The organism is Mesorhizobium sp. CNPSo 4689 (genome assembly GCF_057784325.1).
Map to the genome: position 1 here is coordinate 112,428 of NZ_JBWLUZ010000001.1, position 20,376 is coordinate 132,803.

Annotated in this window: 17 protein-coding genes; 13 read left to right on the top strand and 4 right to left on the bottom strand. The window is 64.3% G+C overall.

Going from position 1 to position 20,376, the window contains the following annotated elements; all coding sequences use genetic code 11:
- Nucleotides 1-30: 30 nt before the first annotated feature.
- The 3 genes from xdhB to uraH are packed head-to-tail and all read right to left on the bottom strand — an operon-like array spanning nucleotide 31 to nucleotide 4,229.
- Nucleotides 31-2,373, bottom strand: a complete 2,343-nt coding sequence (xdhB, locus tag AC04SI_RS00560) for a xanthine dehydrogenase molybdopterin binding subunit (RefSeq protein ID WP_488473781.1) — start codon at nucleotides 2,371-2,373, stop codon at nucleotides 31-33.
- A complete protein-coding gene (xdhA, locus tag AC04SI_RS00565; RefSeq protein WP_404274819.1) occupies nucleotides 2,373-3,854 on the bottom strand; it encodes a xanthine dehydrogenase small subunit in 1,482 nt (493 codons plus the stop codon). Before xdhA ends, xdhB begins: the two co-directional genes overlap by 1 nt.
- Before the next feature lie 3 nt (nucleotides 3,855-3,857).
- Complete coding sequence (gene uraH / locus AC04SI_RS00570; protein ID WP_404274820.1) at nucleotides 3,858-4,229, bottom strand: hydroxyisourate hydrolase; 372 nt, start codon at nucleotides 4,227-4,229, stop codon at nucleotides 3,858-3,860.
- A 175-nt stretch (nucleotides 4,230-4,404) separates the two neighbouring features.
- On the opposite strand from uraH, the gene puuE reads away from it, so the two are divergent.
- The 13 genes from puuE to AC04SI_RS00635 all read left to right on the top strand — a co-directional run bounded on the left by puuE (nucleotide 4,405) and on the right by AC04SI_RS00635 (nucleotide 19,038).
- A complete protein-coding gene (puuE, locus tag AC04SI_RS00575) occupies nucleotides 4,405-5,829 on the top strand; it encodes an allantoinase PuuE (RefSeq protein WP_488473782.1) in 1,425 nt (474 codons plus the stop codon).
- Nucleotides 5,830-5,905: 76 nt separating this feature from the next.
- Entirely contained in the window at nucleotides 5,906-6,769 is an 864-nt protein-coding gene (locus AC04SI_RS00580) for a bifunctional allantoicase/(S)-ureidoglycine aminohydrolase (protein ID WP_404274824.1), read from the top strand.
- Nucleotides 6,766-7,269 carry an ureidoglycolate lyase gene (locus AC04SI_RS00585; RefSeq protein WP_404274826.1) on the top strand — a complete coding sequence of 168 codons (504 nt, stop codon included), beginning with the start codon at nucleotides 6,766-6,768 and terminating at the stop codon, nucleotides 7,267-7,269. Before AC04SI_RS00580 ends, AC04SI_RS00585 begins: the two co-directional genes overlap by 4 nt.
- A gap of 3 nt (nucleotides 7,270-7,272) precedes the next feature.
- Nucleotides 7,273-7,866 carry a nucleoside deaminase gene (locus AC04SI_RS00590; RefSeq protein WP_488473783.1) on the top strand — a complete coding sequence of 198 codons (594 nt, stop codon included), beginning with the start codon at nucleotides 7,273-7,275 and terminating at the stop codon, nucleotides 7,864-7,866.
- An 83-nt stretch (nucleotides 7,867-7,949) separates the two neighbouring features.
- Nucleotides 7,950-9,935: a CocE/NonD family hydrolase gene (locus tag AC04SI_RS00595; protein WP_404274827.1), complete on the top strand. Its 1,986-nt coding sequence runs from the start codon at nucleotides 7,950-7,952 to the stop codon at nucleotides 9,933-9,935.
- A gap of 154 nt (nucleotides 9,936-10,089) precedes the next feature.
- Nucleotides 10,090-11,676, top strand: a complete 1,587-nt coding sequence (locus tag AC04SI_RS00600) for an ABC transporter substrate-binding protein (RefSeq protein ID WP_488473784.1) — start codon at nucleotides 10,090-10,092, stop codon at nucleotides 11,674-11,676.
- 16 nt (nucleotides 11,677-11,692) lie between these two features.
- Nucleotides 11,693-12,652 carry an ABC transporter permease gene (locus tag AC04SI_RS00605; protein WP_404274831.1) on the top strand — a complete coding sequence of 320 codons (960 nt, stop codon included), beginning with the start codon at nucleotides 11,693-11,695 and terminating at the stop codon, nucleotides 12,650-12,652.
- Between the two features lie 10 nt (nucleotides 12,653-12,662).
- Complete coding sequence (locus AC04SI_RS00610) at nucleotides 12,663-13,487, top strand: ABC transporter permease (protein ID WP_404274833.1); 825 nt, start codon at nucleotides 12,663-12,665, stop codon at nucleotides 13,485-13,487.
- Nucleotides 13,487-15,142, top strand: coding sequence for an ABC transporter ATP-binding protein (locus tag AC04SI_RS00615; RefSeq protein ID WP_488473785.1), 1,656 nt, complete (start codon nucleotides 13,487-13,489; stop codon nucleotides 15,140-15,142). Before AC04SI_RS00610 ends, AC04SI_RS00615 begins: the two co-directional genes overlap by 1 nt.
- A gap of 98 nt (nucleotides 15,143-15,240) precedes the next feature.
- Complete coding sequence (locus AC04SI_RS00620; protein ID WP_404274837.1) at nucleotides 15,241-16,080, top strand: alkaline phosphatase family protein; 840 nt, start codon at nucleotides 15,241-15,243, stop codon at nucleotides 16,078-16,080.
- Nucleotides 16,081-16,362: 282 nt separating this feature from the next.
- Nucleotides 16,363-16,929, top strand: coding sequence for a sigma-70 family RNA polymerase sigma factor (locus AC04SI_RS00625; protein WP_192179270.1), 567 nt, complete (start codon nucleotides 16,363-16,365; stop codon nucleotides 16,927-16,929).
- Nucleotides 16,926-17,594: an anti-sigma factor gene (locus AC04SI_RS00630; protein ID WP_404274839.1), complete on the top strand. Its 669-nt coding sequence runs from the start codon at nucleotides 16,926-16,928 to the stop codon at nucleotides 17,592-17,594. Before AC04SI_RS00625 ends, AC04SI_RS00630 begins: the two co-directional genes overlap by 4 nt.
- On the top strand, nucleotides 17,584-19,038 hold the full coding sequence (locus AC04SI_RS00635; protein WP_404274841.1) for a S8 family serine peptidase: 1,455 nt from the start codon (nucleotides 17,584-17,586) through the stop codon (nucleotides 19,036-19,038). The genes AC04SI_RS00630 and AC04SI_RS00635 overlap by 11 nt, the downstream gene beginning before the upstream one ends.
- A gap of 61 nt (nucleotides 19,039-19,099) precedes the next feature.
- On the opposite strand, the gene AC04SI_RS00640 is transcribed toward AC04SI_RS00635, so the two are convergent.
- Nucleotides 19,100-20,119, bottom strand: coding sequence for a substrate-binding domain-containing protein (locus tag AC04SI_RS00640; RefSeq protein ID WP_488473786.1), 1,020 nt, complete (start codon nucleotides 20,117-20,119; stop codon nucleotides 19,100-19,102).
- Nucleotides 20,120-20,376 lie beyond the last annotated feature (257 nt).

Below are 20,376 nucleotides of genomic sequence, written 5' to 3' on the forward strand. Positions count from 1 at the left end.
TTTCTGCCGGATTTGCACGATTTGGCCGATTCAGACCCTGGTCTTGGCTTTCAGCCGCTCGATCGCCATAAGCACCCGCTCCGGCGTCGCCGGGGCGTCGAGGCGTGGACAGACCTTGTGGTCGGCAACGCTGGCCACCGCATCCGACAGCGCGTGGAGCACCGACATGCCGAGCGGGAAGGGCGGCTCGCCGACCGCCTTGGAGCGATGCACGGTCGGCTCGCTCGCCTCCGGCCAGTCGGCAAGCGTCACGTTGAAGATCTTCGGCCGGTCGGAGGCGAGCGGGATCTTGTAGGTCGACGGCGCATGCGTGCGCAGCCGGCCCTTGCCGTCCCACCAAAGTTCCTCGGTCGTCAGCCAGCCCATGCCCTGGATGAAGCCGCCCTCGACCTGGCCGAGATCGATGGCGCGGTTCAGCGAGCGGCCGGTCTCGTGCAATATGTCGGTGCGCTCGACCACATATTCGCCGGTCAGCGTGTCGACCGAGACTTCCGAGCACGACGCGCCATAGGCGAAGTAATAGAAGGGGCGGCCTTGGCCCTTGTCGCGGTTCCAGTGGATTTTCGGCGTCTTGTAGAAGCCCGCCGCCGAAAGCTGGATGCGCGCCATATAGGCCTGCTTGATCAGATCGGCGAAGGCGATCTCCTGGTTGCCGATGCGCACCCGGTTGGGCAGGAAGACAACCTGGTCGCGCGGCACCTGGTATTTTTCCGCGGCGAAGTCGGTCAGCCGGTCCTTGATCTGCCTGGCGCCGTTCTGCGCCGCCATGCCGTTCAGGTCGGAGCCGGACGACGCGGCGGTGGCCGAAGTGTTCGGCACCTTGCCGGTCGTCGTCGCGGTGATCTTCACCTGGTCGAGGTCGATCTGGAATTCTTCGGCCACCACTTGCGCGACTTTGAGATAGAGGCCTTGCCCCATCTCGGTGCCGCCATGGTTCAGGTGCACCGAACCATCGGTGTAGACATGCACCAGCGCGCCGGCCTGGTTGTAGTGGGTGGCGGTGAACGAGATGCCGAACTTGACCGGCGTCAGCGCCAGCCCGCGCTTGATGAAGCGGCTGTTGGCGTTGAAGGCCTCGATGACGCGGCGGCGCCTTGTGTAGTCCGAACTCGCCTCCAGTTCGGCGACGATGCGGTGGATGATGTTGTCTTCGACCGTCTGATGATACGGCGTGATGTTGCGATCCGAGGTGCCATAAAAGTTCTGCTTGCGGATTTCGAGCGGGTCCTTGCCGACGGCGAAGGCGACCTCGTCGATGACGCGCTCGGCGCCGACCATGCCCTGCGGGCCGCCGAAGCCACGGAAGGCAGTGTTCGACACGGTGTTGGTGTAGAGCGGCGCCGACTGCGCATGCACCGTTGGCCAGAAATAGGTGTTGTCGCAGTGGAACAGCGCGCGGTCGGTGACCGGGCCCGACAGGTCCGACGAGAAGCCGCAACGCGCCGCGAACATGAAGTCGACGCCCAAAATGTTGCCGTCATCGTCGAAGCCGACTTCGTAGTCGACCAGGAAATCATGGCGCTTGCCGGTGGCGATCATATCGTCGTCACGGTCGGGCCGGATTTTCACGGCGCGATGGTGTTTCTTCGCGGCAATCGCGGCCAATGCCGCAAACTGGTTGCCTTGCGTTTCCTTACCGCCGAAGCCGCCGCCCATGCGGCGGATTTCCACCGTGATGGCGTTGCTCGGCACGCCGAGTGCATGGCTGACCATATGCTGGACTTCGCTCGGATGCTGCGTCGAGGAGTAGATGGTGACGTCCTCGTCTTCGCCGGGAACGGCCATGGCGATATGGCCTTCGAGATAGAAATGCTCCTGTCCGCCGACACGCATCTGCCCCTTGAGCCGACGCGGCGCTGCCTTGATCGCGGCGGCTGCATCGCCGTGCTTCAAAGTCAGCGGCGGCGTGACCAGTCTGTCCTTGCGTGGATCGAGGTCGCCGATGTCGGTGACAAAAGGCAGTTCCTTGTATTCGACCTTGGCCAGTCTTGTGGCGCGGCGCGCCTGTTCGCGCGTCTCGGCGATGACGCAGAAAATCGGCTGGCCGTAGAACTGCACCTTACCGTCGGCGAGCACCGGCTCGTCGTGACGGCCGGTCGGCGAAATGTCATTTTCGCCCGGCACGTCCTTCGCCGTCAGCACATCGACCACGCCGGGAGCGCTGCGCACCGCCGAAAGGTCCATTTTGCTGATAGTCGCATGCGTTGCGGCGCAAAGCCCGAGGCAGCCATGCAGCGTGCCTGCCGGTTCCGGCATATCGTCGATGTAGACGGCCGTGCCGCTGACATGCTTGTGCGCGGAATCATGGCGCTGGTCGGTGGCAACGCCGCCGGAAATCTTCTGCGCCTTGAGGTTGGGGGTGTGCTTGGTCATCACGCCGCCTCGTACCGGGTCACCTGGAATGGCGCTTTGGTTCCGGTGGTTTCGACAAAGAAGCGCAGCAGCAGGTTCTTCGCGGCCAGCGCCCGGTATTCGGCCGAGGCCCGCATATCGGTCAGCGGCGTGAAGTCGTTGGCGTATTCGGCCATCGCAGCCTCGACCGTGGCTTCCGTCCACGGCCTGCCAACTAAAGCCTTTTCGACGCCGAAGGCCCGTTTCGGCGTCGCCGCCATGCCGCCATAAGCGATCCGCACATCGGCCACGGTGCCATCCTTGGCCAAGGTCAGGTAGAACGCGCCAAGCGCGGCGGTGATGTCTTCGTCACGGCGCTTGGTGATCTTGTAGACGGCAAATTTTTTGCCCTTGGCCGGCACCGGCACATGCACGGCCTCGACGAATTCGCCTGGCTGCCGGTCCTGCTTGCCATAGGCGATGAAGAAATCTTCCAGCGGCATCGTGCGCCGCTTTTTGCCACGGCGCAGCGTCAGCTGTGCACCGAGCGCGATCAGCGGCGGCGGAGTGTCGCCGATCGGCGAGCCGTTGGCGATGTTGCCGCCGATGGTGCCCATGTTACGCACCTGCTCACCGCCGATACGGTCGAACAGCGGCCCGAGCGTCGGGATGCGTTTCGCCAATATCGAGAACGCGTCGCTGTAGGTGACGCCGGCGCCGATCGAGATCACGCCCTTGTCTTCGGAGATGGCGCAGAGGCCGTCGAGATTGCCGATGAAAACCACCGGCGAGATGTCGCGCATATGCTTGATCACCCACAGGCCGACATCGGTCGAGCCGGCAACGATGGTGACGCCCGGCTCCTTGTCGAGCACGCTGGCCAGATCATCGGCACTGGCCGGCACGACCAGCCGCGCCTTGCCAGCGCCGATCTCGACGCGCGAACCGTCCTTCATCGCCGCGAGCTTCTTAGTGATTGCTTTGCGCTCCGCCGCCAACGGGTCCTTTGCCGCCTTGCCGTAGCTGGAGATGGCGCGCGCCGCCCGCATGATCGCCTCGTAGCCGGTGCAGCGGCAGAGATTGCCCTGCAGCGCCTTTTCGATCGCAGCATCCGACGGCTCGGGCGAGCGCATCCACAGCGCGTAGAGCGACATGACGAAGCCCGGCGTGCAAAAGCCGCATTGCGAACCGTGGAAATCGACCATTGCCTGCTGCACGGGGTGCAGCTTTTCGCCGTCGCCGCGCAGGTGTTCGACCGTCACCACATGCGTGCTGTCGAGAGAGCCGAGGAAGCGGATGCAGGCATTGACGCTTTCATAGACCAGCCTGCCGGCGGACAGCCTGCCGACCAGCACGGTGCAGGCGCCGCAATCGCCTTCGGCGCAGCCTTCCTTGGTGCCGCGCAGCGAACGGTTGAGCCTCAGCCAATCGAGCAAGGTTTCTTCGGGCGCGACCGTGGTCAGCGCGATATCCTCGCCGTTGAGGATGAAGCGGATTTCGTTGCGCGTCTTGAGCTTGGCCATGCCTCAGCTCCCCCGATAGGTCGAATAGCCGTAGGGCGAGATCAGCAAAGGCACATGATAGTGCACCGGCTCCGCCATGCCGAAGCGGATTGGCACACTGTCGAGGAAGGCTGGCTCGGGCAGCTTGCCGTGCCGGCGCAGATAGTCGCCGGCCGCGAAGACCAGTTCGTACTCGCCGGTGCGGAAGTCCGCCCCGGCAAGCAGCGGCGAATCGCAGCGGCCGTCATCATTGGTGACCACCGTCTTCAGATGCGTGCGAGCCTGGCGCTCTATGCGGTAAAGCTCGATCGACAGGCCTTTCGCCGGCCTGCCGGTCGCGGTGTCGAGGACATGGGTCGTCAGACGCCCGCCATCGGCTTTCGACGTTTCTGCCACTGGCCGTCTCCCATTCCGGTACAGTCGAACGTTTCTGGTGAATTGTGCGCCCATTAAAGGCGATGCATAAGTCCCGGTCGAGCGGAGCGCGACAAAAAGCTCTTTCAAAAATTTTCGGGGGAATGCGCAAGCACTCCTTTCGATATCTTCATCTCAATATCCGGCAGGAGTGACAATGCGTTACGAACGGGACATGCGCGGCTACGGGGCCAACCCGCCGGATCCGAAATGGCCGGGCGGCGCGCATGTCGCGGTGCAGTTCGTCGTCAACTACGAAGAAGGCGGCGAGAACTGCGTGCTGCATGGCGACAAGGCATCGGAAGCCTTCCTGTCCGAGATCGTGGGTGCTGCTCCCTGGGTCGGCCAGCGTCACTGGAACATGGAATCGATCTACGAATATGGCGCCCGTGCCGGCTTCTGGCGGCTCCATCGCCTGTTTACCGAAGCGCAGGTGCCGGTCACCTGCTACGGCGTCGCCACGGCGCTGGCGCGCTCGCCCGACCAGGTCGCGGCGATGCAGGAGGCCGGCTGGGAGATCGCATCGCACGGACTGAAATGGATCGACTACCGCGACCATGCCGCCGAAGACGAACGCCGCGACCTCGAAGCGGCGATCAAGCTGCACTACGAGGTGACCGGCGCGCGCCCGACCGGCTGGTACACCGGCCGCACTTCGGTCAACACCGTGCGGCTGGTGGCCGAGGAGGGCGGCTTCGACTACGTCTCCGACACCTATGACGACGAATTGCCCTACTGGTTCGAGCGCGACGGTGCCGAAAAACCGCAGCTCGTCATTCCCTATACGCTCGACGCCAACGACATGCGCTTCGCCATGGCGCAAGGCTTCAACTCCGGCGACCAGTTCTTTGCCTATCTGAAGGACAGTTTCGACACGCTCTATGCCGAGGGCAGGGACGGGCGGCCGCGCATGATGAATATCGGCCTGCACTGCCGCCTCGTCGGCCGTCCCGGCCGCGTCGCGGCGCTGAAGCGCTTTGTCGACTACGTCAAGTCGCATGACAGAGTGTGGCTGGCGCGGCGCATCGACATCGCCAGGCACTGGCACGAAAACCATCCGTTCCGGCAGCCCTCGCTGCGCCCGTCGAAAATGGAATTCGAGGCCTTCGTGCATGCCTTCGGCGGCGTCTTCGAACATTCGCCATGGATCGCCGAGCGCGCCTATGGGCTGGAACTCGGCCCGGCGCATGACAGCGCCGGCGGCCTGCACAACGCGCTCTGCCGTGTCTTCCGCGCCGCAACAGAGGCCGAGCGGCTTTCCGTGCTCAACGCCCATCCGGACCTTGCCGGCAAGCTGGCAAAGGCCAGGCGGCTGACGGCGGAATCGACGAAAGAACAGGCCTCGGCCGGGCTCGACGCTCTGACCGACAAGGAGCGCGAGCTGTTCTCCAAGCTTAATGCCGCCTACGTCACGACGTTCGGCTTCCCCTTCATCATAGCGGTGAAGGGCAAGACCAAGGAAGAAATCCTGGCGGAGTTCGAGGCGCGCATCGGCAACGGCCGCGGCGCCGAATTCGACACCGCCTGCAAACAGGTCGAGCGCATCGCGCTGCTTCGGCTGAGAGACATGCTGCCACTCTAAGTGTTTGTTTTTACGCAATTCCGGGCGGAAAACCGCTGCACACTTTTCCTGGAATTGCCTTAAGGGTTAGGACCACATGGATATGATCAAGACGCCCGAGCGAACCTACTACGCGCCGCATGGCGGCCACCCTGGCCAAAGCGAGCTGTTGACCGGCCGCGCCGTCTTCACCGAGGCCTATGCCGTCATCCCCAAGGGGGTGATGCAGGACATCGTCACCAGCGCGCTGCCGTTCTGGGACAAGACCAGGGCCTGGATCATCGCGCGGCCGCTGTCGGGCTTTGCCGAGACGTTTTCGCAATACATCGTCGAGGTCGGGCCGGGTGGCGGCAGCGACCGGCCGGAACCGGATGCTGCCGCCGAGGGCGTGTTGTTCGTGGTCGAGGGCGAGCTCAGCGTTTCGCTAGCCGGCAAGGCACATGTGCTGAAACCGGGCGGCTTTGCCTACCTGCCGCCGGCCAGCGGCTGGACCGTTCGCAACGAAAGCGGTGCGGCTGTTCGCTTCCACTGGGTCCGCAAGGCCTATGAAGCGGTCGAGGGCCTCGACGTGCCGGAAGCCTTCTTCACCAACGAGCAGCAAGTCGCGCCGAGCCCGATGCCCGGCACCGAGGGCCGCTGGGCAACGACGCGCTTCGTCGATCCGGCCGACATGCGCCACGACATGCATGTCACCATCGTCACTCTGGAGCCGGGCGCGGTCATCCCCTTCGCCGAGACCCATGTCATGGAGCACGGCCTCTATGTGCTGGAAGGCAAGGCCGTCTACCGTCTCAATCAGGACTGGGTCGAGGTCGAGGCCGGCGATTATATGTGGCTGCGCGCCTTCTGCCCGCAGGCCTGTTATGCCGGCGGTCCCGGCAAGTTCCGCTATTTGCTCTACAAGGACGTCAACCGGCACGCCAAGCTCGGCGGCGTGGGTGTCGGAGGCCACGCGCGGTGACCCGCATCGTCGCTAAACCGCTGACCCGCGAAAGCTTCGCCGAATTCGGCGACGTCATCGACATGGACGGCGACAACCACTACCCGATCAATGGCGGCAAGGCCGAACGCTTCCACGATCTCGCCACCGCCGAAGCCCAGGGGCCGAATGCGCGCCTGCTGATCTCCATGGTGCGCGGCACGCCTTACGAATTGCCGTTGAAGCTGACCATGGTCGAGCGCCATCCGTTCGGCAGCCAGGCTTTCATCCCGCTGTCGCCGCGCCCTTTTCTGGTCGTCGTCTGCCATGACGGCAAGGATGGTCCCGGCGAACCGCACGCCTTTATCACCGCGCCCGGGCAAGGCATCAACTATCCGCGCAACCTCTGGCACGGCGTGCTGACGCCGATCGGCGAGGTCCAGGACTTTGTCATCGTCGATCGTGGCGGCGACGGCTCCAACCTCGAAGAGTGCCACTTCTCCCACCCCTACGAAATTCATCTTCCCGACGGAAAGCAATGACGAATGACCGACATTTCGCTGATCGACCGCCTGCTCGACGTCATCGAGCACGACATCGTGCCGAAGTCGGCCGACGGTGTGGCCCATGGCAACAAGCTGTTCGGCGCCGCGATCCTGCGCAAGGACGACCGCTCGCTGGTGCTGGCCGAAACCAACAATGAGATCGAAAACCCGCTCTGGCATGGCGAGGTGCACTGCCTGAAGCGCTTCTACGAAATGCCCAGGGCCGAGCGCGTCGACACGAACGATGCCATCTTCCTCGCCACGCACGAGCCCTGCTCGCTCTGCCTGTCGGCGATCACCTGGACCGGCTTCGATAATTTCTACTATCTGTTCAGCCACGAGGATTCGCGCGACAGCTTCGCCATCCCGCACGATTTGAAGATACTGAAGGAGGTTTTCACCCTCGATCCCGGCGGCTACAATGCCGAGAACGCTTATTGGAAGAGCTTCTCGATCCGCAGGCTGGTGCGGTCGCTGCCCGAGGCCGAACGGTCGCGCTTGGAAGGACGGATCGGCAGGATTTCCGCCCGCTACGACGACTTGTCCGGCGCCTATCAGGCGAGCAAGGCCGAAAACGACATTCCGCTGAACTGACGCGGATTGACCAGCCGAATTCGTTGGCTGGCCCACGACGCGACCCAGCGGGCTCCATCATCTGGCGTTCCTGGAGTCCTCGCATGAAAACCGTCACCGAATTCCCCCGCAAGGTCGTCGAATTCCTTGATATGGGCATCGTCATGCCGGACGGGTGCCGACTGTCGGCGCGGGTGTGGATGCCGGCAGATGCCGGCGACGACCCGGTGCCGGCAATCCTTGAGCATTTGCCCTACCGCAAGCGCGACGGCACCATCTTTCGCGATCAGCTGACGCATCCCTATTTCGCCGGCCACGGCTACGCGTCGATCCGCGTCGACATGCGCGGCAACGGCGATTCCGAAGGGCTGATGGACGACGAATATTCCGAGCAGGAATTGCAGGACGCCTGCGATGTCATCGCCTGGGCAGCCGCGCAGCCCTGGTGCAACGGCAAGGTCGGCATGATGGGCATTTCCTGGGGCGGCTTCAACTGCCTGCAGGTGGCGGCGATGCAGCCGCCGGCGCTGAAGGCGGTGATCAGCCTGTGCTCGACCGTCGACCGCTATGCCGACGACATCCACTATAAGGGCGGCTGCCTGCTGATCGAGAATTTCGGCTGGGCCTCGACCATGCTGTCCTATTCGTCGCGGCCGCCGGATCCGCTGATCGCCGGCGACAACCGCTGGCGCGATCTGTGGCTGACCCGGCTGGAGAACCAACCATTCCTGGCGCCGCTATGGTTGAAGCACCAGCACCGCGACGCCTACTGGAAACGCGGCTCGATCTGCGAGGACTATTCCGCCGTCCATGCCGCCGTGCTGTCGATCGGCGGCTGGCACGACGGCTATCGCAACACGATTTCCCACCTCGTCGGCAACATCGAGGCGCCGGTCAAGGGCATCGTCGGCCCTTGGATCCACAAATACCCGCACTACGCGGCACCCCGGCCCGCCATCGGCTTCCTGCAGGAGGCGTTGCGCTGGTGGGACCGCTGGCTGAAGGGCCTCGACACCGGCCTTGATGCAGATCCCGCCTATCGTGCCTATGTCATGGACAGCGTGCGCCCGGCGCGCTGGCATCCCGAGCGTCCGGGGCGCTGGATCGCCGAACAGTTTTGGCCATCGCCCGACATCAAGGCGCACACGATCGAACTCATCGCCGAGGGCGACAGGCCGGTCATCATCGCCTCGCCGCAGTCCTGCGGCCTTGCCGGCGGCGAGTATTTTCCCTTCACCTTCGGTCCGGAACTGCCCGGCGACCAGCGTCCGGACGATGCGCTGTCGGTCTGTTTCGACCGGCCGCCGCTCAGCGAAGCGATCGATATCGTCGGCGCGCCGGAGGTGCTGGTCTGGGTCTTGTCGGATCGGCCTCAGGCGAACATCGCCGTGCGGCTATGCGATGTGCATCCCGACGGCGCCTCGGAGCTGATCTCCTACGGGGTGCTCAACCTGACGCACCGCAACTCGCATGAATTCCCCGAGCCGCTGGTGCCGGGCGAGCCCGCCACCGCAAGGGTCGTGCTCGACCAATGCGCCTACCGCGTGCCGGCCGGCCACCGTTTGCGCATTGCCGTGTCGAACGCTTATTGGCCGATGATCTGGCCGTCGCCAGAACCGGTCCGGCTCGAGCTCAAGGCCGCGACGCTGACGCTGCCGCTGCGCCCTCTGGCGCAAGGCGACGAGATCACGTTCGCCGCTCCGGAAGGGGCCACGCCCTGGGCGACAGAGACGGTCCGGCCCGCCAATTCCGAACGCCATGTCGACCATGACGAGAAGACCGGCATGGTCACGCTGTCCATAACGGACGATTTCGGCGAGGTGCGCGATCTTCAGCATGGTCTGGCCAATGGCAGCGTCGCCAGGGAGACCTGGGCGATCCATCCTGACGATCCGCTGTCGGCGTCTGGAAAAACCCACTGGACGCAGACTTTGTCGCGAAATGGATGGTCGGTGCGCACCGAAACATCGGCAGAGATGCGGTCCGACGCCCAAAGCTTCACGGTTAGCGCCAGAATCGAAGCCTATGAAGGCGAAAAGCTGGTTTTCGAGCGCAACTTCGAGGAGAAAATCCCCCGCGCCCTCCTGTGAGCGCTCACCCGATTGGTCCAATTGCGACGTACGATTTACGCCACGGCATGTCGCATTCGGTCTTGCTTACTGCTTTCCCTTGCGGTCATTATTCTCCTCACAAGAAACGAGAAAACGACCATTCAGGTCGAACCAACAGAGTGAGGAACTCATCATGTCCAATGAACTGGAATATCTGAGCCGCCGCGTTGCGTCCGGCAAAATCAGCCGTCGTGATTTTCTCGGCCGCGCCGCCGCTCTCGGCATCACCGCGACCTTCGCCAACTCGCTGCTTTCGAGCGCGGCGCGCGCCGCCGGCCCGGTCAAGGGCGGCACGCTGAAGGCCGGCCTGGTCGGCGGTGAATCCACCAACAGCCTCGATCCGGCGCTGATGATGACGCAGGTGCCCTTCGCCTTCGGCAAGTGCTGGGGCGAAATGATCGTCGAGCTGTCCCCCGAAGGAAAGCTCGAGAACCGCATCGCCGAGGAGATCGGCTCTTCGGACGACGCCAAGGTCTGGACGCTGAAGATCCGCGACGGCGTCGAGTTCCACAACGGCAAGACGGTAACCGCTGAGGACGTGGCCGCCACGCTCGAGCGCCATTCCGACGAGAAGTCGAAGTCCGGCGCGCTTGGCTACATGAAGGGCATCGAGAGCATCAAGGCCAGCGGCAAGGAAGTGGTGCTGACGCTGAAGGAGGCCAATGCCGACCTTCCCTATCTGCTCAGTGACTATCACCTGATTGTCCAGCCCAACGGCGGCAAGGACAAGCCCGATGCCGGCATCTCGGCCGGTCCATACGTGGTCAAGACCAACGAACCCGGCGTGCGCCATGGCGCCGAACGCTTCGCCAATTACTGGCAGGGCGACAAGATGGGCCATGCCGACCAGGTCGAAGTCATCGTCATCAACGACGCGACGGCGCGCACGTCCGCCCTGCAGGGCGGCCAGGTCAACATGATCAACCGCGTCGAGCCGAAGATCGTCGACCTGATCAAGCGTCTACCCGGCGTCACCATCCGCAACCATGCCGGTCCCGGCCACTACGTGTTCATCATGCATTGCGACACGGCGCCGTTCGACAACAACGACCTGCGCACCGCGCTGAAGTTGGCGATCGATCGCGAGGAGATGCTCGACAAGATCCTTAGAGGTTATGGCTCGCTCGGCAACGACTTCCCGATAAACGCGTCCTATCCGCTGTTCACCGACATCGAGCAGCGCAAGTACGACCCCGACAAGGCCAAGTTCCATTACAAGAAATCGGGTCATGACGGCACGGTCCTGCTCAGGACCTCGGACGTTGCCTTCCCCGGCGCCGTCGACGCCGCGCAGCTCTACCAGCAGAGCGCGGCCAAGGCCGGCATCAAGCTCGAGCTCAAGCGCGAGCCCGGCGATGGCTACTGGAACGAGGTCTGGAACAAGCAGCCCTTCTGCGCCTCCTACTGGGGTGGCCGTTCGACCCAGGACCAGATGTACTCAACCGCCTATCTGTCATCAGCCGACTGGAACGACACGCGTTTCAAGCGTCCGGATTTCGACAAGATGGTGCTGGCGGCGCGCGCCGAGCTCGACGAGGCCAAGCGCAAGCAGATGTACCACGACATGGCCGTCATGGTGCGCGACGAAGGCGGCCTGATCCTGCCGATGTTCAACCAGTTCATCGACGCGACAGGCGCCAAGGTCGCCGGCTGGGTCGACGATCCGCATCAGGAACTGATGAACGGCTACGCTCTGGCGAAGTGCTGGCTCGAAGCCTGAGCCCGGCCTTGTCGAGATGTCCTCACCCATTGTGAAACTGGTGGCCCAGCGCGTTGCGCTGGGCGTCGTCCTGCTGTTGGCCATTTCGGTCCTGATCTTCGCCGGCACCCAGATCCTGCCCGGCGACGTCGCGCAAGCCATCCTCGGACAGTCGGCAACGCCGGAGTCGCTCGCCAATCTGCGCGAGCAGCTCGGGCTCAACGACCCGGCCTATATCCGCTATTTCCACTGGCTGGGTGGCGTCTTGACCGGCGATCTCGGCACGGCGATGTCGAGCGGCCAGGATATCGCGACCTCGATCAAGGGGCGGCTGTGGAACACGCTGTTCCTCGCCTTCTGGGCGGCGGTCGTCGCCGTGCCGCTGGCGATCATCCTCGGCCTGATCGCGGTGCGTTACCGCAATGGCTGGGTCGACAAGCTGATCTCCGGACTGGCGCTCGCCTCGACCTCGTTTCCCGAATTCTTCATCGGCTATGTGCTGGTCTATTTCTTCGCCGTGAAATGGCAGATATTCCCCGGCATCTCCACCGTCTATGACGGCATGCCGTTCGGCGAGCGCATGCAGGCGATCGCGCTGCCGGCCACCGCGCTGACGCTGGTTGTGCTCGCCCACATGATGCGCATGACGCGCGCCGCGATCCTCAACGTCATGCAGTCGGCCTATGTCGAGACGGCGGAGTTAAAGGGCCTGTCGGCCTTCAATGTCATTCGCAGACATGCCTTCCCCAATGCCATCGCCCCGATCATCAACGTCGTCATGCTCAACCTCGCCTACCTGATCGTCGGCGTCGTCGTGGTCGAAGTGATCTTCGTCTACCCCGGCATGGGGCAGTATCTCGTCGACCACGTCACCAAGCGCGACGTACCTGTCGTGCAGGCGGTCGGCCTGATCTTCGCCGCCGTCTACATCAGCCTGAACATCATTGCGGACATAGCGGCGATCGTCGCCAATCCGCGTCTCAGACATCCGAAGTAAGGGAGCGGGTATGCTCGATATCAAACGCATCCCCATCCCGGCATTGATCGGCATCGTGCTGACGACGCTGTTCGTGCTGGCGGCGATCTTCGCACCCTTGATCGCACCGCACGGCAATGGCGAGATCGTCGGCGACGTCTGGGAGCCGATGTCCGCGGCGCATTGGCTGGGCACCGACAATCTCGGCCGCGATCTGTTGTCGCGCATGATCTATGGCGCTCGCATTACGCTGTTCATCGCGGTGCTCGCCACCGCCCTGTCCTTCTCGCTCGGCGCCATCCTCGGTTTTTCGGCGGCGGTTTTCGGCGGCTGGTTCGACACGCTGCTGTCGCGCCTCGTCGACCTGCTGATGTCGATCCCGACGCTGATCATGGCTCTGGTGGTGCTCTCCGTGCTGCCCACCAATCTGGTGACGCTGATCCTGGTCATGGGCATTCTCGATTCGACACGCGTCTACCGCCTGTCGCGAGCCGTCGCCGTCGACATCAACGTCATGGACTACGTCGAGGCGGCCAAATTGCGCGGCGAAGGCGAGACCTGGATCATCTTCCGCGAGATCCTGCCCAACGCGCTGTCGCCGTTGGTCTCCGAACTCGGCCTGCGCTTCATCTATGCGGTGCTGTTCCTGTCGACGCTGTCCTTCCTCGGCCTCGGCGTGCAGCCGCCGGATGCCGACTGGGGCGGCATGGTGAAGGAAAACAAGGACGGCATCGTCTTCGGCATCGCGGCGGCGCTTATTCCCGCCGCGGCGATCGCAGCACTGGCGATCTCCGTCAACCTCGTGGCCGATTGGGTGCTCAACCGCACGACAAGCCTGAAGGGAGGGCGCGGGTGATGGCTGACAGCAAAGCGAAATCCGGCCTGCTGCTCGACATCCGCAATTTGCGCATCGAGGCCACGGTCTATCCGCCCGGCGAGGCGCCGAAGAACATTGTGCTTGTCCATGATGTCTCGCTGACGCTGGAAAAGGGCAAGGTGCTCGGCCTGATCGGCGAGTCGGGCGCCGGCAAATCGACCATCGGCCTGTCGTCGATGGGCTATGGCCGCGGCGGTGTGCGCATCACCGGCGGCGAGGTCATCCTCAACGGCCGCGACATCCTCAAGGACGGCAAGGAAGGTTTCCGCAAGCTGCGCGGCCGCGAAGTTTGCTATGTCGCGCAGTCGGCAGCCGCCGCCTTCAACCCGGCGCACAGGCTGATGGACCAGGTGGTGGAAGCGACGCTGCTGCATGGCACGGCGACGCGCGCCGAGGCCGAGAAGCGTGCCGTCGCGCTGTTCAAAAAGCTCAGCCTGCCCAACCCCGAAACCATCGGCGAACGCTTTCCGCACCAGGTGTCGGGCGGCCAGTTGCAGCGCGTGATGACGGCGATGGCGCTGTGTTCGGAGCCTGACCTGATCGTCTTCGACGAGCCGACCACGGCGCTCGACGTGACGACGCAGATCGACGTGCTGGCGGCGATCAAGGACGCCATCCGCGACACCCATGTGGCGGCTTTGTACATCACCCACGATCTTGCCGTGGTTGCCCAGGTCTCGGACGAGATCATGGTGCTGCGCCACGGCAGGCTGGTCGAATGGGGCGGCACCCGCCAGATCATCAAGGAACCGCGCCAGGAATACACCAATGCGCTGGTCTCGGTGCACGAGATCGAACACCATGAGCAGAAGCCCGGCACGACGCCGTTCCTGTCGGTCAAGAACGTCACCGCCGCCTATGGCCGCAGCCACATCAAGGTATTGAAGAACGTCTCGGTCGACATCTATCCGGGCCAGACGCTGGCCGTCGTCGGCGAGTCGGGGTCCGGCAAGTCGACGCTGGCGCGCGCCATCACCGGGCTGTTGCCGCCTGAGGAAGGCACCGTCACCTTCGACGGCAGGCCGCTTGCCAACAAGCTCGCCGACCGGCCGAAGGAGGATCTGCGCCAGCTGCAGATGATCTACCAGATGGCCGACGTGGCGATGAACCCGCGCCAGACCGTCGGCACCATCATCGGTCGGCCGCTCGAGTTCTATTTCGGCATGCGCGGCCGCGAGCGCGACAAGCGCGTCGCCGAACTGCTCGACAAGATCGAGATGGGCAAGGGCTTTTCCGACCGCTATCCGGCCGAGCTTTCCGGCGGCCAGAAGCAGCGCGTCTGCATCGCTCGCTCGCTCGCCGCCAAACCGAAGCTGATCATCTGCGACGAGGTGACCTCGGCGCTCGATCCGCTGGTGGCCAACGGCATCCTGAAGCTGCTGCTCGAACTGCAGAAGGAGGAGAGCGTCGCCTATCTGTTCATCACCCACGATCTGGCGACGGTGAAGTCGATCGCCGATTCGATCGCGGTGATGTATCGCGGCGAGGTGGTCCGCTATGGGCCCAAGAGCAAGGTGCTGACGCCGCCCTTCGACGCCTACACCGATCTTTTGCTGTCATCGGTTCCCGAAATGGAGATCGGCTGGCTGGAAAAGGCGATCAAGGGACGGCGCATGGCGAGCGCCGGCAACTAGGGGCGAAATCCGGAAACACTGTTTCACGAGCAACGCGCCGCGTGTCCCACAGACCCGCGGCGTTTTGATTTCAACTGACAAGTCGCATGGAGCCACTCGTGGCGCTCGAGACCAAACTTCTGCTCATCATCCTCGACGGCGTGCCCTATCGGAACTGGCGCCGCCTGATGGGCAATCTCGAAGGCTGGGTGCAGTCGGGAGAGGCGCGCGTCTGGAAGATGCGCTCGGTGCTGCCCTCGACTTCGGCCTGCTGCTATGCCTCGATCCACACCGGGGTTTCGCCGCAGGTGCACGGCATCCTCTCCAATGAGAACCGGTTCCGGGTCAAGCAGCCGGATATTTTCTCCGAGATCAGCAGGGCCGGCGGCAAGACCGGCGCAGTCACCCATTCCTACTGGTCCGAATTCTTCCGCGCCCATCCCTTCGACCTGGTCGAGGACATGGAATTCGACGAGCCAGGCGGGCCGATCACGCATGGCCGCTTCCACACCATGACTGGCTACAACCTCAAGAACCAGATGACGCCGAGCGATGTCGACCTGTTCGCCACACTGACCATGCTGACCCGGCGCCACAGCATCGACTACGGCATCCTGCATACCTGCACGCTGGATTCGATGGGCCACCGCTTCGGCCATGACTGCCACGAGATGGACCATGCCTGCTATGCGATGGATGGGATGCTCGCCGCCTTCCTGCCCGGCTGGCGCGGAGCCGGCTATGAGGTGATCGTCACCGCCGATCATGGCCAGACGAACCGCGGCCATCACGGCGGCCATGACGATGAGATGCAGGATTTCGCGCTGTACTATTTCGGGCCGGGCAAAGGACCGCAGGCCGATACGCTGCTCGACCAGTTGCAACTCGCGCCGACGGTGCTGAAGCGCCTCGGCGTGCCGGTGCCGGCGACGATGAAGGCGAAGCCGTTTTTGGGGTGACGGAGGAGGCGACCACCAAAGTTCGCGGCCCCCTCTCCCCGTCATTATACGGGGAGAGGGTAAGGGTGAGGGGCAGCGCGAACGTTGAATATGAATAGCGAACGCGGGTGCCGCCCATCATCCGCCTGCCGGCACCTTCTCCCCGTATAGAGACGGGGAGAAGGCTACACTCTGGCAACACCCGCGCTCTTCGGTTAGCCTCCGAAAATTCCTTGGCGGAGGATGAACCTTTTTGGACCGATCGGCGACAGAGCAGACAGGAGCCAGGCGGCTCGACCGGCCATGACGGCGGCGACGGAGACCGATCGCGCGCTTGTCGACCGGGTCGCGAAGGGCGACAGGGCCGCCGTGCGGCTCCTGTTCATGCGCCACCACGCGCGGGTCTATCGCTTCGTGGTGCGCCAGACGGGATCGGAAATGATGGCCGACGATATCGCGAACGAGGTCTTTCTCGAGCTCTGGCGCCAGGCGCCGGGCTTCGAAGGACGCTCGGAAGTCTCGACATGGCTGCTCGGCATTGCCCGCTTCAAGGCGCTGTCCTTGCTGCGCAAGAAAAAGGAAGACTGGATCGACGACGATGACGCGGCGCAGGTCCCCGACAGCGCCGACACGCCGGAAGTCGTCACGATGAAGGACGACAAGGCAGCCGCCCTGCGGCGGTTCATCGATGCGCTGCCGGAAGAGCACCGCACGGTGATCGACCTTGCCTACTACCACGGACAGTCGGTGACCGAGATCGGCGAGGTGCTCGGCATTCCGGTCGCCACCGTCAAAACCCGGATGTTCTACGCCCGCAAGAAACTCGGCGAAGCCTTGAAGGCCGCCGGTTACGACAGGGGGTGGCCATGAGCGCCGCTGAAAAGATGTCGCGCCGCGACGAGATGGAAACGCTGTTGCCGTTCTATTTGAACGGCTCGCTGGAGGGCGCCGAACTGGAAGCCGTCGAGGAATGGCTGGCAACCGATCCGGCGGCACTTGCCGCGCTCGGCGAGGCGGAAGCCGAATTCTCCGGCATCGCCGCTGCCAACGAGGCGATCCGCCCGCCGGCCGATGCGCTCAGCCGTTTCGCCAAGGCGCTCGACGCCGAGGCCGGCCCAGCGCGCGCTCCGGCAGGTCAATCATGGCTGGCGCAGGCTTTCAACCGCTTCATGGCGGTGCCGGTCGGCGTCGCCTGGGCGGCGGCCGCGGTGCTGCTGGCGCTGGTCGGGGTGCAGTCCTTCGTGCAGCCGGGCGGCAAGGGCAATGATTTCGAAATTGCCGGCGCGCAGGACGATCTGGCAAAAATGCCGTTCGCTCTGGTCAAGTTCAAGCCGGAGGCGAAGATGTCGGACATCGCCGTCTTCCTTGGCGAGAACGGGCTGAAGATCGCTGGCGGGCCGACCGCCGATGGTGTCTTCCGCATCGCCATCGCGGCCGAGACCGCTGCCGACTACGAGAAGCTGGTCAGCCTTATTGCCGCCCAGCCTTTCGCGGAAGCTGTGATCGAGGGAAGGAAACCGGCGAGTGGCGGCTAGAACAGTCTTCGGATTTGCTGGATTTCTGCTGGCGGCGGCGACAATCGCCGCCACGCCCGTTTTTGCGCAGAGCACGAACCAGCCGCAGTCGAAACCCGACTGTCTCGACCGGACGAATGCTGCCGGCGCCGACTGCGCCAACGACGAAGGTGGCGGAACGCCCGGCGCGACGGGCGCCGTCTTTCTCCCGGCGCTGATCGTCGACCTGTTCCCCAATCCTACCGGAGGCGGCGGGACGCCGTTGCCGACGCCCGACCCGCGTCGTGACCCGGCCAGCGCTTTGCCTTCGCCGGCCGCGCCCGCCGATGCACCGGTGGTTCCGGCCGCCGTGCCTGGCGGTCCGGTCATTTCGCCGACCGATCTCGTCGCCACCGTGCCGCAGCGCGCCATCGTCGGTGACTACGTGCCCGACGAGGTGCTGGTCACGGTCGACGGCGATGCCGGCGTCGTGCAGCAGATCGCCGCTTCCTTCGGCCTCGAAGTGCGGTCGCAGCGCCAGTCGCGGCTGCTGGGCACCACACTGGCGCGCTTCGGCATTCTCGACGGCCGCCCGGTCGGCGTCGTGCTGGCGCAGTTGGCCGCCGACGGCCGCACAAGGCGGCGCGAGCCCAACCATGTCTATTCGCTGCAGCAGGCGGCCGCCATCGTCAACTATGCCTTCGATCGCATCGAACTCGACGAGAAGCAGGCCAGCGGTGAGAATGTGCGCATCGCCGTCATCGACACCGGCATCGACGACACCAATCCGGCGCTCTCCGGCGTCATCGCCGACCAGTTCGACGCCATGCCCGACGTGCCGATCGAAAAGCGCGACCACGGCACCTCGATCGATGGCTTGATCGCCGGCGTCGGTGCGCTGAAGGGCATGGCGCCCGGCGCGAAGATCTACCACGCCCGCGCCTTCGAGGGCGGCAAGTCGACCATGGATGTCATCCTTTCTGCGCTCGACTGGGCGGCCGAGCAGGATGTGCGCATCATCAATATGAGCTTCGTCGGCCCGAAGAACGACCTGCTCGGCATCGCCTGCCGCAATGCCCGCGCGCTCGGCATCGTGCTGGTGGCCGCCGCCGGCAACAACGGGCCGAAGGCGCCTTATGGCTACCCGGCAGCCTATGACGGTGTCATCGCCGTCACCGCCACCGATGCCAAGGACGGATTGATGCCGCAGGCCAATCGCGGCGCCTACGTCTTCATCTCCGCCCCCGGCGTCGAGATGGTGGCACCGAGCGGCGCAGGCTCCGAAGTGGTCACCGGCACCTCGTTCGCGGCGGCGATCGTGAGCGGGGCCGTCGCCAATCTGATCCACATCGCGCCCGACCGCTCGGCCGACGAGATCGAGAAGGCGCTGGCGGCAACGGCCAGGGATCTCGGCCCGAAGGGCCGCGACAATGATTTCGGCTATGGGCTGCTGGACACCAAGGCGGCAGAGGCGGCGAAGGAATAAGTTGCACCTACGGGCTGTGTGAGATTCAGGCCAGGCCGGCCCCACCTGAACATCACATAGCCTACGGCGCCCCAGCAACCGATCCCCGCACCACCAGGTCGACCGGCCAGACTTCGCCGCGGGCGCCCTCTTCCAGCCCGGAAATCCGCGCCGCCAGCCGTTCGGCGACGCGCGCGCCGGCGAGACGGATCGACGATCGCGTCGTCGATAGCGGCACGGAAAAATTCTCCGGCTTCAGCCATGGGAAGACGTCGTCATGGGCGATCAGCGACAGGTCGTCGGGGATCGTCAGGCCGAGGTCGCGTACCGCGCGCACGACGCCCAGCGCCATGATCAGGCTGGAGCAGGCGATTGCCGTCGGCGGCTCGCTCTGCTCGAGCAGGCGCCGGGCGGCGCGATAGCCGTTCTCCTCGGTCATCGTGACGGAGCAGATATGGCGCTCGCCGAGCGTCAGGCCGCTGGCGGTGAGTGCCCGGCGCATGCCGCGCTCACGATGGATGGCGAAGGTCTCGCGGTCGTCGCCATTGATCAGCGCCAGCCGCCGGTGGCCGAGCTGGATCAGCAGCCGCGCCGCCTCGTGGAAGGCGCCTTCATTGTCGATGTCGGTGAAGGGGTAGTCGAAGCCGAAGCCTTCGCTGCGGCCGTGGACGATGAAGGGGATGCCGAGCGTATTGAGCAACGCCACTCGCCGGTCAACTGGCCGCGGCGAGGAGATGTAGACGGCGTCGACCTGCCGGTTGGCGACGATGCGGCGGTAAGTGGTCTCCTGGTCGTCGGCGTCAGCCGGGGACAGCACCAGGTCGAGCTCGTGCGAACGGGCATAGTCGCCCAGACCGGAGAGGAATTCGACGAAATGCGGGTCGATCTCGACGGCAGCACCCGTCGGCAGCACATAGCCGATCATCCCGGTCTTGCCGGTGGCCAGCCGGCGCGCGCTCGGATTGGGGCGGTAGCCATGGCGCTTGGCTGCGTCCATCACGCGCCGCCGCGTTTCCTCGTTGACCTCCGGATAGCCGTTCAGCGCGCGGCTTACCGTCGTCTGCGAAAGCGCCAGCATATGCGAGAGCTGCTTCAGGTTCACCGGAGGCCTCCAAAGCCTCAAAGCGCTTTTAATTTTGAATCCGAGCGGTGCCAAGGCTGGCGCTGCCGAACAGAGCTAGCATACGCACTGGTCTGGCCAGTTTGAAGCAGAATTGCTGTTGCGCCGCCATAAAACTGTGCTGCAGTGCAGTTTAGTTGCCGCTTATTTGCCAAAACTAAATCGATTAGCTAGCCACCCTCTTGACTCCCGAGCGATTCAATGGCGAGATCAAGAAGACCAAAGCGCTTTGGAAGACT

Bases quoted from the DNA above. Each gene is read 5' to 3' on its own strand.
- xdhB (WP_488473781.1), bottom strand. From the start codon at position 2,373: ATGACCAAGCACACCCCCAACCTCAAGGCGCAGAAGATTTCCGGCGGC.
- xdhA (WP_404274819.1), bottom strand. From the start codon at position 3,854: ATGGCCAAGCTCAAGACGCGCAACGAAATCCGCTTCATCCTCAACGGC.
- puuE (WP_488473782.1), top strand. From the start codon at position 4,405: ATGCGTTACGAACGGGACATGCGCGGCTACGGGGCCAACCCGCCGGAT.
- AC04SI_RS00580 (WP_404274824.1), top strand. From the start codon at position 5,906: ATGGATATGATCAAGACGCCCGAGCGAACCTACTACGCGCCGCATGGC.
- AC04SI_RS00590 (WP_488473783.1), top strand. From the start codon at position 7,273: ATGACCGACATTTCGCTGATCGACCGCCTGCTCGACGTCATCGAGCAC.
- AC04SI_RS00595 (WP_404274827.1), top strand. From the start codon at position 7,950: ATGAAAACCGTCACCGAATTCCCCCGCAAGGTCGTCGAATTCCTTGAT.
- AC04SI_RS00600 (WP_488473784.1), top strand. From the start codon at position 10,090: ATGTCCAATGAACTGGAATATCTGAGCCGCCGCGTTGCGTCCGGCAAA.
- AC04SI_RS00605 (WP_404274831.1), top strand. From the start codon at position 11,693: ATGTCCTCACCCATTGTGAAACTGGTGGCCCAGCGCGTTGCGCTGGGC.
- AC04SI_RS00610 (WP_404274833.1), top strand. From the start codon at position 12,663: ATGCTCGATATCAAACGCATCCCCATCCCGGCATTGATCGGCATCGTG.
- AC04SI_RS00615 (WP_488473785.1), top strand. From the start codon at position 13,487: ATGGCTGACAGCAAAGCGAAATCCGGCCTGCTGCTCGACATCCGCAAT.
- AC04SI_RS00625 (WP_192179270.1), top strand. From the start codon at position 16,363: ATGACGGCGGCGACGGAGACCGATCGCGCGCTTGTCGACCGGGTCGCG.
- AC04SI_RS00630 (WP_404274839.1), top strand. From the start codon at position 16,926: ATGAGCGCCGCTGAAAAGATGTCGCGCCGCGACGAGATGGAAACGCTG.